Source organism: Seonamhaeicola sp. MEBiC01930 (assembly GCF_045277075.1).
In the GTDB taxonomy this organism is placed as follows: domain Bacteria; phylum Bacteroidota; class Bacteroidia; order Flavobacteriales; family Flavobacteriaceae; genus Seonamhaeicola.
In genome coordinates this window covers 1543777-1555860 of the sequence record NZ_CP104270.1, presented here as the reverse complement: position 1 = coordinate 1555860, position 12084 = coordinate 1543777, and the positions used below count along the sequence as shown (strand labels likewise).

General features: G+C 33.1%; 13 protein-coding genes. 5 read left to right on the top strand and 8 right to left on the bottom strand.

Annotated features, from left to right (window positions below; all coding sequences use genetic code 11):
- Positions 1 to 4: 4 nt before the first annotated feature.
- Both N1F78_RS06795 and N1F78_RS06790 read left to right on the top strand, forming a co-directional pair.
- Positions 5 to 952 carry an oxidoreductase family protein gene (locus tag N1F78_RS06795; RefSeq protein ID WP_406685429.1) on the top strand — a complete coding sequence of 316 codons (948 nt, stop codon included), beginning with the start codon at positions 5 to 7 and terminating at the stop codon, positions 950 to 952.
- A 2-nt stretch (positions 953 to 954) separates the two neighbouring features.
- Positions 955 to 1776 (top strand): 3'(2'),5'-bisphosphate nucleotidase CysQ, encoded by an 822-nt coding sequence (locus N1F78_RS06790; RefSeq protein WP_406685428.1) that lies wholly within the window; start codon positions 955 to 957, stop codon positions 1774 to 1776.
- Between the two features lie 45 nt (positions 1777 to 1821).
- On the opposite strand, the gene N1F78_RS06785 is transcribed toward N1F78_RS06790, so the two are convergent.
- The 7 genes from N1F78_RS06785 to N1F78_RS06755 form a co-directional block, all read right to left on the bottom strand.
- On the bottom strand, positions 1822 to 2649 hold the full coding sequence (locus N1F78_RS06785) for a cyclase family protein (RefSeq protein ID WP_406685427.1): 828 nt from the start codon (positions 2647 to 2649) through the stop codon (positions 1822 to 1824).
- Positions 2650 to 2778: 129 nt separating this feature from the next.
- On the bottom strand, positions 2779 to 3147 hold the full coding sequence (locus tag N1F78_RS06780) for a plastocyanin/azurin family copper-binding protein (protein WP_406685426.1): 369 nt from the start codon (positions 3145 to 3147) through the stop codon (positions 2779 to 2781).
- A 37-nt stretch (positions 3148 to 3184) separates the two neighbouring features.
- Complete coding sequence (locus tag N1F78_RS06775; RefSeq protein ID WP_406685425.1) at positions 3185 to 3733, bottom strand: carboxymuconolactone decarboxylase family protein; 549 nt, start codon at positions 3731 to 3733, stop codon at positions 3185 to 3187.
- Positions 3734 to 3851: 118 nt separating this feature from the next.
- Positions 3852 to 4019: a hypothetical protein gene (locus N1F78_RS06770; RefSeq protein ID WP_406685424.1), complete on the bottom strand. Its 168-nt coding sequence runs from the start codon at positions 4017 to 4019 to the stop codon at positions 3852 to 3854.
- Between the two features lie 91 nt (positions 4020 to 4110).
- The gene (locus N1F78_RS06765; RefSeq protein ID WP_406685423.1) at positions 4111 to 4953 is read right to left on the bottom strand and encodes a helix-turn-helix domain-containing protein; all 843 of its coding nucleotides are present in this window, start codon (positions 4951 to 4953) and stop codon (positions 4111 to 4113) included.
- A gap of 37 nt (positions 4954 to 4990) precedes the next feature.
- Positions 4991 to 7114, bottom strand: coding sequence for a Tex family protein (locus N1F78_RS06760; RefSeq protein WP_406685422.1), 2124 nt, complete (start codon positions 7112 to 7114; stop codon positions 4991 to 4993).
- A 304-nt stretch (positions 7115 to 7418) separates the two neighbouring features.
- Entirely contained in the window at positions 7419 to 7943 is a 525-nt protein-coding gene (locus tag N1F78_RS06755; protein ID WP_406685421.1) for a ferritin, read from the bottom strand.
- A gap of 141 nt (positions 7944 to 8084) precedes the next feature.
- On the opposite strand from N1F78_RS06755, the gene N1F78_RS06750 reads away from it, so the two are divergent.
- Positions 8085 to 8408: a T9SS type A sorting domain-containing protein gene (locus N1F78_RS06750; protein WP_406685420.1), complete on the top strand. Its 324-nt coding sequence runs from the start codon at positions 8085 to 8087 to the stop codon at positions 8406 to 8408.
- A 1-nt stretch (position 8409) separates the two neighbouring features.
- Here N1F78_RS06750 and metG read toward each other — a convergent pair whose 3' ends face one another.
- Entirely contained in the window at positions 8410 to 10494 is a 2085-nt protein-coding gene (gene metG, locus N1F78_RS06745; protein ID WP_406685419.1) for a methionine--tRNA ligase, read from the bottom strand.
- A gap of 149 nt (positions 10495 to 10643) precedes the next feature.
- Between metG and N1F78_RS06740 the strand changes: the two genes are divergently transcribed.
- Complete coding sequence (locus N1F78_RS06740) at positions 10644 to 11681, top strand: LD-carboxypeptidase (RefSeq protein WP_406685418.1); 1038 nt, start codon at positions 10644 to 10646, stop codon at positions 11679 to 11681.
- 74 nt (positions 11682 to 11755) lie between these two features.
- Positions 11756 to 11974: a hypothetical protein gene (locus N1F78_RS06735; protein ID WP_406685417.1), complete on the top strand. Its 219-nt coding sequence runs from the start codon at positions 11756 to 11758 to the stop codon at positions 11972 to 11974.
- Positions 11975 to 12084: the final 110 nt, after the last annotated feature.

The window sequence follows — 12084 nt, the reverse complement described above, 5'->3', positions numbered from 1 at the left end:
CCCTATGAACGATTATTTTAAATCTGTAATTCTACAAAAAACTGGAGCCTCATCTTTAAAGGAAAAAGAAGTCATTCAAGAATTATGGAGTGGTTATGGTAAAATTATACGTGTTGCTCTAGAAAACTCGCCTATAGAAAGCGTTATTGTCAAACATGTTCAATTACCTAGAAAGAGCAATCACCCAAGAGGATGGAATACTGATATTGGGCATCAAAGAAAACTAAAATCTTATGAAGTAGAAACCACATGGTACAACCAGCATAGCAAAAATAGTATGGCACGTTTGCCAAAGTGTTTTGCTATGGAGCGTCATCAAGACGAAGTGCTTATAGTACTTGAGGACTTGGATGAAGCTGGTTTCCCATTACGAAAACAAGATGTAGTATGGACAGATATAGAAACTTGTTTAGAATGGTTAGCACAATTTCATGCTAGTTATTTGGGAAAAATACCTAACGGACTTTGGAATGTTGGCACTTATTGGCATTTAGAAACTAGACCTCAAGAATTAGAGGTTTTAGAAGATAAAGCCTTGAAAAAGGCTGCTGCCGCTATTGACAATAAACTCAACAACTGTAACTTTCAAACATTTGTTCATGGCGATGCAAAATTGGCAAACTTTTGTTTTTCAGAAAACGGACAAGTTGCCGGAGTAGATTTTCAATATGTTGGCGGTGGATGTGGTATAAAAGATGTTGCTTATTTTATTGGTAGTTGCCTCTATGAAAGTGATTGCGAGCGCATGGAAACTAAAATATTAGACACTTACTTTAGCTATTTGCATAAAGCACTTGGTAAAAAAAATGAAGCCCTAGAAAATGAATGGCGACCGCTATATCGTGTTGCATGGGCAGATTTTCATCGGTTTTTAAAAGGCTGGAGCCCCGGCCATTGGAAAATTAATAGTTATAGCGAACGTATCACTACCGAAGTCATTAAAAATCTATAATTATGGACTTACAACATCTAGCAAATATTGCCATTGAAGCTGCCACTTCAGCTGGAAAAGTCATTCAGAAATATATGAATGATAACATAACTGTAGAGACTAAAGAAGGAGGTTCTACTTACGCCTCTCAAGTAGTAACAAAAGTAGACCGTGAATGCGAAAGCATTATTTTATCGCATTTAAAACCAACTTGTGAAGCACACGATATAGGTTTATTATCTGAGGAAACCACAGACGATGGTAGCCGACTTGAAAAAGACTTCTTTTGGTGTGTAGACCCTATGGATGGCACATTGGCATTTATTAATAAGCACGCCGGATTTTCTGTATCCATTGCTTTAATCTCTAGAGATGGTACTCCTATTATTGGTGTAGTTTTTGACCCTAGCACAAGCACCTTATACCATGCTGTAAAAGCTAATGGTGCTTACAAAAACAAAAAAATATGGACCATTAAAAACACAAATGATTATTTAACCTATATCACTGATAAAAAACTAAAGGACACACCTAAATCTGAAGAAATTAAAGATATTCTGAATAATCAATTGACTAATTTTGGGTTAAAAGAGATTAAAGAAATTTCTGGTGCTGGCGCTGTTATGTGCGCCATTTTAGCTTTAGAAAATGGGCCTGCATGCTTTTTAAAACTTCCAAAGAAAAGTAATGGAGGAGGTAGTATTTGGGATTATGCTGCTACAGCCTGTATTTATCAAGAACTTGGATTACCCGCAACAAGTTTTAACGGCGAACCATTAGATTTAAATAATAAGGGTAATACTTTTATGAATGAAAGTGGCGTTTCTTATGCTAACTTCAATTAGCATAATAACGGTTTTAAAATCCATAATCCAATGACATTATAACTCTTAGTCATTTACAAATGCCACAATACGCAGCGGAGCACCACTACCGCCTTTAATTTTCATAGGAAGAGCAACCACTTCAAAATCTTTTGAAGGCAACTTGTCTAGATTTGTTAAGTTTTCAAATGCTGGTATATTTTCAGATAGTAAAATTACATGTGCCTTAAATAATTTTGATTGCCCATAGTCTATACTTGGTGTATCAAGGCCAATGGAATTGATTTTTCTGCTATCAACCAACCACTGAGCAGCTTCAGGAGACAACCCAGGAAAGTGTAATAGTTTAACAGCTTCAGGACCTCTCTGGTCAGTGCCTAAATATTTCTTTTTGTCCGGATAGTATTTTGAAAAACCTGTTTCTAATAGCACAATACTGCCATTGGGAATTTCTATGCCATTCTCCTTTTCCCAATTGGTGAAATCTTCAACACTTACCAAATAATCGGGGTTAGCTAAGGCACGTTCAGAAACATCAACTTTTATAGCTGGACCAATAAGATTTTCTAAAGGAATCTCATTTACATACTGTTTATTTTCCGCAAAATGAATAGGTGCATCAATATGGGTTCCTCCATGCTCCGCAGTGGTAAAATTATTTGCTGCATAATAGTAACCGTGGTCTGTGTGTCCTTCCGCAACTACATCCATTTCAAATTCTTTGGCTGTTACCCAATACACGGTTTCTTCAGAAAACTCATGAGTAAGGTCTATTATTTTTCTTTTTGATGATTCGGTGGTTTCCGGGGTAGAAACAGGTGGAATATTCGATTCATTTTTGCATCCCATTAAAAACACAAAAACAATTAAAGCAGAAATGTAAGTGGATTTCATTTTAAATATGTTAGTTAATTATTTAAAGATAAATAAAAACACATTATTGGAGTTTGGTCAAATTTCCTGATTCTTATAAAAAACCCTCCATAATTATGGAGGGTTTTTGCTATTAAGAGTTAACTATAACTATTGTACTTTTAGGGTGTACTGTGGTGTGGGGTTTAAAGGACAGAAATATACGTACTCTCCTTTTGTTAACTTAGTGGGCTTTGTTTTTTGTGTTTCACCTTCTTTAACCACTTCTGTAACATAGGCTGTTTTAATATGGTTATCAGGGTTACTTGCATCTTTCCCTTTTTGCACTAATACCAGTCCCACTTCCATAGCAGCATGATTATTTGACACCGCAAACACATAAGTACCTTCATTTACGGTTACCTCTTTTTGCGTAAATTCTCCTTTTGTTTGTTCTAAAGCAATAGTTTTTACTTCTTGAGCATTTATATTAATTGTAAATATGAATGCTATAACTAATGTTGAAATTAAATGTTTCATTGTTTATTAAAATTATAAATTAATACTTGGTTTATTACTATACAGCTGCAATTTCTAAAGGTTGTACTTCTGGGAAATCAACAGGTACTTGTGTAGTTTTATGTAAATAATTTGAAATGGTTTTATCTCCAACCAATGAAATCACATCAATTAAATTGCCTCTTGAATATCCTTCATTAAAAAAGTTTTCAAGAACTTCATCATCGGTAGAACCTCTATTTTCAGTGATGTTTCTTGATAATCGTGCTAAAGCATCTAATTTTGAATTAAATGAAGCTGCTCCCGTTCTTAATTCCAAAATTTGTTCATCTGTAAATCCGTTCATTTTTCCTATAGCAGTATGTGCAGATAGGCAATACACACATTGATTAACTTCACTCACGGCTAAATTCACCACTTCTTTCTCTTTAGCCGATAATGATGTTTTAGCATTTGAAAAGGTTAAATAATTTTCTAGGGCCGTATCACTATGTGCATAAGTAGCATATAAATTAGGTACAAACCCCAATGCTTTATTAAGATTATCAAAAATTACTTGATTGTTTTCACTTACTTCATTTCTTGTTGGTACTTTAAATGTGCTCATAATTTTATATTTATAATGTTTAAAAATTTGTTATTTGTTCGGTACAAAGTTGCTTCTAAAGAGCCTATTATACCATGATTAAATTTCCCTTTGAAGAGTCAATTCTTCCCAATAAAAGTTAAAGAACAACTTTTGTCTTATTATGAGCCTCATCAGAATCACAATAAAAATCATGCAATTGCTTGTGCTCACAATGTTTTTCTGGGATAATTAAATGATTTTGATTACTTCTTTTTCCTCTAAATATTTCAATAAGGTTGAAAATTGATATGTGTTTTAAATTCATGACTTTGTTGTTTTAATTATACAGTACAAAGATGAATTTTAACCAAGTTAGAAACCATAGACAGATTTCCTTTGGTTTTGTCAATTTTTCCCTAAGAAGCTAATTTGTGTTGTTTCTTGAAATCGGACGGAGTTACGGCGGTATACTTTTTAAACAAACGGCTTAAATGAGAAGCATCCTCAAAACCTACTTCATAGGCAATTTCCTTTAAAGTCTTTTCGGTATATATTAAAAGGCGTTTTGCTTCCAAAACTATACGCTCATGAATAATTTTTAACGGACTTGTATTTAATTTGGCAAAACTGTTAGACAAGGTTTTTGGAGATTTAAACAGAGCATTAGCATAGAATTGCACACTATGTTCTGTTCTAAAATGTTCTTCTACTAAAACATTAAAAGCTCTCAATAATTCTGTTTTAGAGTTTTTGGTAGTATCACTTAATTCCTCTTTAGCCTTTAACAACCTAGTACTTTTAATTATAAAACGCGCCATGAGCATACGTAGCATTTCAGCTTGAATAGTATCTTTGGTTTCTAGTTCATCAACAAAAACTTCATGCAATACATTGAATTTAGACTGCTCTTTATCGTCTAAATAAATTATAGGGTTTTGAACATTTCCAAAAAATAGTAAACCCGCGCAACCAACTTCCTGGTCATGATCTTTAATACAATAAAACTCTCTGTTAAAGAAATACACTTTAAGGTTTTCTCCTTTTAAAAATTGAAAATACTGAACTGCCGTCAACGCCAGAATACTATTTGTAGGTATACTTATTGGAACACTATCTACTACAACCTCTGCCTTAGTTATTGAAGTTCTAATAAACACATAAATATCTAATCGTTTAGAAGATTTATAAGGTGCCAATAAAGATTCATCGCCAACCTTTAATAGCGCATTTGTAGAAAATTCAGAAAATGAGTGCGTCATGAATACTATGTCTGTAAAGACACGATAACATTACAATTTATTTATGGAGCTTTAACTGAATACGCTTTCTTTTTACATCAATATCTAAAACTTTTACAATAACCTGTTGGTGTAAATGGACGTGTTCATTTACATCTTTTACAAAACTATCTGAGAGGTTTGAGACATGAATCAACCCACTTTCTTTAATTCCAACATCTACAAAGCAACCAAAGTTGGTAATGTTATTCACAATTCCTGGTAATAACTGTCCTTCACGTAAATCATTCATTGTTTTAATATTCTGATTAAAGGTAAACACCTTGGCTTGCTCTCTAATATCTAATCCCGGTTTTTCTAACTCCTTCATTATATCTTCCAATGTTGGTAAACCGATGGTATTTGTACAATACTTATTTAGATCAATATTTTTAAGTGTTTCAGGATTACCAATTAAGCTATTAATAGATTTACCTAAATCTTTTGCCATTTTATTAATAACAGAATAACTTTCAGGATGTACTGCCGAATCATCTAATGGATTTTCAGCGTTTTTAATTCTTAAAAAAGCAGCTCCCTGCTCAAAAGCCTTGTTACCTAAACGAGGTACTTTAGAAATTCCTTTCCTTGAAGTGAATGGGCCATTTTCCTTACGATGATTAAAAATATTTTCTGCCAATTTTGGTCCGATACCAGACACATAGCTTAATAACGACTTACTAGCTGTATTAATATTTACACCAACTGCGTTTACACAATTTTCAACCACTGATTCTAATGATTTTTGAAGCTTTGATTGGTCTACATCATGCTGATATTGACCAACACCAATAGATTTAGCATCTATCTTTACCAATTCTGCTAAAGGGTCTTGCAGACGACGCCCAATGGAAACAGCACCACGAACGGTAACATCATAATTAGGAAACTCTTCTCTAGCTATTTTAGATGCCGAATAAATACTAGCACCAGCCTCACTTACCACAAAGACTTTTATGTCATTTTTAAATCGAATTCTTCTAATTAAAGCTTCGGTTTCTCTTGATGCCGTTCCGTTTCCAATAGCAATAGCTTCAGTTTTATAAGCATCAGCTAAAGAGTTTATTTTCTTCATGGCTCCAGTACTATCATTCTTTGGTGGATGCGGATATATAGTTTCATTGTAAAGTAATTGTCCCTGGGCATCTAAACACACTAATTTACAACCCGTTCTAAAACCAGGATCTATTGCTAAAACCCGTTTTTCTCCTAAAGGAGAACCTAATAATAATTGCTTTAGGTTTTTAGCAAATACCGATATTGCCGAATCATCAGCTTTTTCCTTGGCTATTTGTAACGCCTCATTACTTAATGATGGCAATAATAACCGCTTATAAGCATCTTTAATGGCCAATTCAATTTGGTCTGCACATGCATTATTTGATCGAATAATTCTGTTTTCAATTTTATCTAAAGCTCTTTCATTATCAATTTCAATCTTAACTCTTATAAAGCCTTCTTTTTCGGCTCTTAAAATAGCTAATAAACGATGTGACGGAATTCTACTTAGTGACTCTTCCCATTCAAAATAATCTCGGAACTTTTGTGCTTTTTCTTCAGTTTCCTTAGTCTTAACAACCTTGGTATTAATCATAGCAAAACGTTCTAATTGATGCCGTATATTATTCCTAATATCGGTACGCTCATTAATCCATTCTGCAATAATGTGGCGAGCTCCCTCTAAGGCATCATCAACTGATGAAATTGCACCCTTAACATATCTATACCCAGCAGATTCAATATCATTGGTATTTTGGCTCATAATTATTTTTGCCAATGGTTCCAATCCATTTTGTCTTGCTTTTTCAGCTTTTGTTTTTCTGCTTTTCTTAAACGGAAGGTATAAATCTTCTAAACTAGTTAAGTCTTGAACTGTTTCTATTTTTTGTTGTAATTCTGCTGAAAGAACATCTTGTTCTTCTAAAGCTTTTAAAATAGCTTTTTTTCTTTTTTCTATAGCTTCAAACTGTTCTTTAAACTTAACTATTTCTCCAATTTGAACCTCATCTAAATTGCCCGTTCGCTCTTTTCTGTAGCGTGAGATAAAGGGAATGGTACAATCTTCCTTGAGTAATTCTAAGGTGTTTTTAACCGATTTCTCGGGTAATTGAATATGACCAATTATATAATTGAGAATTTGCATTTATTTAAATTTGAAACAAACGCAATTTAGAAAAGAATCTTGTTTTGGAAACAATTAAAATGAAATTATGCCACTTTTTTAAGAAGATCGAAGCATGGGCATTTTTTACAGCGTTTGTTTTCGCCTTTTTTAAACTTTTTACAGCAGCTACTTTTAACCTTATCGGTTGTAATAACCCCAAGTTTTTTCAACTTTTTTACTGCTTTTTTATTCTTTTTTTTGCCCAAAATTTGAATAGCTAATTTCAAATATCGGGCAAATATACTTTATTTTTATTAAATCTAAATAAGATTAAATGTTAAAATTAAGCACCAGCGGCAGGATCTTGTGCAGCGGTACTAACAGTGAGGTTTTCAATGTCTCTATCAAATAGATACAAACCACCTTTATCATCGCCAATAAGATTTATTTTATCAAGAATAGTACGTGCTACAGCCTCTTCTTCAATTTGTTCAGACACATACCATTGTAAGAAGTTATGTGTGGCATAATCTCTCTTTTGAAGTGTAATATGCACTAACTCATTGATACTTTGAGACACAAACATTTCATGTTTCAATAACAATTCAAACATATCTTTAAAGGAAATAAAAGTAACATCTGGTGCCTTTAAAGCAGAAACTTTTGCATGACCACCACGTTCATTTACAAATTTCACCAATTTAAGCATGTGCTCTCTTTCTTCATCAGACTGAGCATACATAAAACCAGCTACTCCCTCTAAGCCCTTAACCTCTGCCCAACACGCCATGGCTAAATAAATTTGAGAAGACTCTGCTTCAATTCTTATTTGATTATTTAATGCTTCTTCTATTGATTTTGATAACATATTTTTCTTTTTAGTAAAGTTAAGTAATTTCAAAGATAAATAAATTGTTTATGTTTAGTTTAAACCACCTAAAATGTGCCAAAGTATAATTTAACACCTACATTATCCGTTGTTATATAACCCCATAATTAAAATACCCATATGAAAACTTTACTCATTGCATTGTTATCTATATTATCATACTTCGAGTTATCAGCACAACAAAACATTCAGACTCCCATATCAAAAATAAATTCGGTTTTTAAATGTCACCCAAACCCTGTAGAAAACGAATTGTATATTTTAGGTGTCAACAAAATTAAATCTGTTGAATTTATAAACGTTTTAGGTAAACGCGCTGCAATTTACCTGTTTAATAAAAGCATCATCAAAATTGACGTATCTTATCTTAAAACTGGTATTTATATTCTACAAGTTATTGATGAATATGATAAGGTGGAGATAAAAAAATTGGTTGTTAGATAAACTAACTTATCTGAAGCCCATTTGCCACTGAGGAATCATCAGGATTTACAAATACCAATTTACCTTCGGGCGTTTCCGTCATCAAAATCATCCCTTGACTTTCTACCCCTCTTAAGGCTCTAGGAGCTAGATTCACTAATACAGTAACACGTTTTCCAACAACTTCTTCTGCTGAAAAGCTTTCTGCTATTCCTGAAACTATGGTACGCGTATCAATTCCAGTATCAACCTTTAACTTTAAAAGTTTTTTAGTTTTTGGCATTTTTTCAGCTTCAAGAATAGTGCCTACTCTAAGGTCCAGTTTTGTGAAATCTTCAAAAGTAATAGTATCCTTTTGTGGTTCTACTTTTTTATTAGCTGCTTCATTAGCTTTACGGCTTGCTTCTAGCTTATCTAATTGTTCCTGAATGGTTTTATCTTCAATTTTAGAAAACAACAATTCTGCTTTCCCTATTTGATGAGCAGCAGGTAACAATACGTCTTTGGTTGAAATGTCATTCCAAGAGTTCTCGATATTAATCTCCTTTGTTGAATCACTTGAACTGACGTTAAGTATGTTTTTAAGTTTTTCAGCGGTAAATGGTAAAAATGGTTCACATAATGCAGATAATGCACCGGCTATTTGAAGTGCCACATACATTATAGTTTGCGTTCTATTTTCATCAACCTTTATCATTTTCCAAGGCTCTTCATCAGCTAAATATTTATTACCTAATCTAGCTAAGTTCATTAACTCTTGTCCCGCTTCTCTAAAACGGTAACGCTCAATAGAACTTGCTATTACATTAGGGTAAGCTTTTACCGCTGCCAAAGTTTCTTCATCTATTTGCGTAAATTCACTTGGAGTTGGTACTACTCCATCATAATATTTGTTGGTTAACACCACAACCCGGTTAATAAAGTTTCCGAAAATGGCAACCAACTCGTTATTATTTCTGGCTTGAAAATCTTTCCAAGTAAAATCGTTATCCTTAGTTTCTGGTGCATTTGCATTTAAAGCATAGCGTAATACATCTTGCTGACCAGGGAAATCTTCTAAATACTCTGGCAACCAAACTGCCCAATTTTTTGAAGTTGATAATTTATTTCCTTCTAAATTTAAAAACTCATTTGCTGGTACGTTTTCCGGTAAAATATAACTACCTTCTGCCTTTAGCATAGACGGGAATATGATACAATGAAAAACAATATTATCCTTTCCTATAAAATGCACCAGCTTAGTGTCTTTGTCTTTCCAATATGGCTCCCAATCTTTTCCTTCGCGTTGAGCCCATTCTATGGTAGAAGAAATATATCCAATAGGTGCATCAAACCACACGTATAATACTTTTCCCTCGCCTCCTTCAACAGGTACAGGAATTCCCCAATCTAAATCTCTAGTTACTGCTCTTGGGCGTAATCCATCGTCTATCCAAGATTTTACTTGCCCATATACGTTTGGTTTCCAATCTTTTTTATGCCCTTTTAAAATCCACTCTTTTAAAAAATCTTCGTGTTTATCTAAAGGTAAAAACCAATGTTTTGTTTGTTTTAAAGTTGGTGTATTTCCAGTTATTGCAGATTTAGGATTTATTAAATCTGTTGCATTATGACTTGTTCCGCAGTTTTCACATTGATCGCCATAACTTTCTTCATTTCCACATTTAGGACATGTACCAATAACAAATCTATCAGCTAAAAACTGGTTGGCTTCCTCATCATACAGCTGTTCGGAAGTTTCTTCTATAAACTCTCCCTTTTCATGTAAATTTTTAAAAAAATCAGATGCCGTTTTATGATGAATTGGTGCCGTAGTACGCGAATAATTATCATAAGTAATTCCAAAATCTTCAAAAGATTTTTTAATAATAGCATGATATTTATCTACAATATCTTGAGGAGTAACGCCTTCATTTTTTGCTTTAATAGTAATAGGAACACCGTGTTCATCACTCCCTCCAATAAACGCTACATCATTTCCTGTTAAACGCAAATAACGCACATAAATATCTGCAGGCACATACACACCGGCTAAATGCCCAATATGAATTGGTCCGTTGGTATAAGGTAGTGCTGTTGTTACGGTATATCTTTTTGGTTGACTCATAAAATTTTAATTTGTCATTTTGAGGAGGTAAAACCATGTAACAATCTGTTAAAAAGATTCTCACACTTTTATAAAAGCTCAGAATGACGTAAATTGATTCTATTACTAAGCCGCAAAAGTACACAATTTGAAGGCTATTTGGAAAAAAAATGTACATTTACAATATGTCTAGAAACCTACTCATTTTATGCGTGTTTTGTGCTTCCTTGATCTTTGGAAGAAACCAAGCTATAGCCCAAAATGAAATCACCTATAAACAACAAAAAACTTTGAAACAGCCACCATTTTTAAAAACAGGAGATACAGTTGCCATAGTGGCTCCATCAGGAATTTTAAAGAATAGAATAGTAGAAATTAATAAGGCCAAATCCCTATTAAAAAGCTGGGGGTTATATGCTGTTGTTGGAACACATATTTTTAATCAGAACAATCATTTTGCAGGTACTGACGATGAACGATGTGAAGACTTTCAAAATGCTTTAGACAATCCAAAAATTAAAGCTATTTGGTGTGCAAGAGGCGGTTATGGTGCAGTAAGAATTTTAGATAATTTGGATTGGTCTTCGTTTAAAAAAAATCCTAAATGGATAATTGGATATAGTGATATAACAGCTATTCATAATGAGGTACATAATTTGGGTATACAATCTATTCACGCCATGATGTGTACAAGTCTTCAAGATGATCCTGAAACAATTAAAGAAACCATAAACACTTTTAAAAGAGGCCTATTTGGTGAAATACTAAGTTATAATTTAGATGGCTCTCCATATAACAAATCTGGAGAAGTTATAGCGCCGTTAGTGGGCGGTAATTTAACTATACTACACACCATGTTAGGGTCTACAACAAGTATTAATACTACTGGTAAAATATTGTTTATTGAGGAAATTGGCGAATACAAATATCATATAGACCGCATGCTTCAAAGTTTAAAACGTGCCGGCTATTTTAATAACTGCAAAGGCGTTGTAATTGGTGACATAACCAAACTAAAAAATAACACTACAAAATGGGGTGTTTCTATAGAGCAACTTATTTTAGACGTGCTTTCTGATTATAATTTCCCTGTTGCGTTTAATATGCCTTCTGGTCATGAAAAAGACAATAGAGCTCTTATTTTTGGGAGAACTATTGAGTTAACCGTTAAGAAAGAGCAATCAACTATTATTTTCAAGGATTTTTAGGCTTTATCATAGATTTGTGCCGAATTTAAAACCCTTTCTATGATGAAAAATTACATGTATTACTAGCAGTTGTTATGCTGTCATTTTCTATTGATGCAAACGCTGACACCATTAAAAATTCTAATTTAAATTTAAATAATCCTGATGTTCGTAAATGCCTTTTAGATGCTACAAAAAGCGAAGGTTGGAAACTAGCTTCTGTATATATGAATTCTGATGATAAATTAGTGTATGTATTTGATAAAGGTAACGACACAAAAATTTACACTAGTAAAGAAGTTTTTTCTAACTAAAATACTTTTAGAAAAATATAAAAAAGCCAACTAAAGTATTTAGTTGGCTTTTTTATTTGCTTTAGTTTTAGAATAATTGGTTCAGTATTTTTTAATGACTAATGAATATT

What these genes read in the sequence shown, in the direction of transcription:
- N1F78_RS06795 (WP_406685429.1), top strand. Translation starts at nt 5, where the DNA reads ATGAACGATTATTTTAAATCTGTAATTCTACAAAAAACTGGAGCCTCA.
- N1F78_RS06790 (WP_406685428.1), top strand. Translation starts at nt 955, where the DNA reads ATGGACTTACAACATCTAGCAAATATTGCCATTGAAGCTGCCACTTCA.
- N1F78_RS06785 (WP_406685427.1), bottom strand. Translation starts at nt 2,649, where the DNA reads ATGAAATCCACTTACATTTCTGCTTTAATTGTTTTTGTGTTTTTAATG.
- N1F78_RS06780 (WP_406685426.1), bottom strand. Translation starts at nt 3,147, where the DNA reads ATGAAACATTTAATTTCAACATTAGTTATAGCATTCATATTTACAATT.
- N1F78_RS06775 (WP_406685425.1), bottom strand. Translation starts at nt 3,733, where the DNA reads ATGAGCACATTTAAAGTACCAACAAGAAATGAAGTAAGTGAAAACAAT.
- N1F78_RS06770 (WP_406685424.1), bottom strand. Translation starts at nt 4,019, where the DNA reads ATGAATTTAAAACACATATCAATTTTCAACCTTATTGAAATATTTAGA.
- N1F78_RS06765 (WP_406685423.1), bottom strand. Translation starts at nt 4,953, where the DNA reads ATGACGCACTCATTTTCTGAATTTTCTACAAATGCGCTATTAAAGGTT.
- N1F78_RS06760 (WP_406685422.1), bottom strand. Translation starts at nt 7,114, where the DNA reads ATGCAAATTCTCAATTATATAATTGGTCATATTCAATTACCCGAGAAA.
- N1F78_RS06755 (WP_406685421.1), bottom strand. Translation starts at nt 7,943, where the DNA reads ATGTTATCAAAATCAATAGAAGAAGCATTAAATAATCAAATAAGAATT.
- N1F78_RS06750 (WP_406685420.1), top strand. Translation starts at nt 8,085, where the DNA reads ATGAAAACTTTACTCATTGCATTGTTATCTATATTATCATACTTCGAG.
- metG (WP_406685419.1), bottom strand. Translation starts at nt 10,494, where the DNA reads ATGAGTCAACCAAAAAGATATACCGTAACAACAGCACTACCTTATACC.
- N1F78_RS06740 (WP_406685418.1), top strand. Translation starts at nt 10,644, where the DNA reads ATGTACATTTACAATATGTCTAGAAACCTACTCATTTTATGCGTGTTT.
- N1F78_RS06735 (WP_406685417.1), top strand. Translation starts at nt 11,756, where the DNA reads ATGCTGTCATTTTCTATTGATGCAAACGCTGACACCATTAAAAATTCT.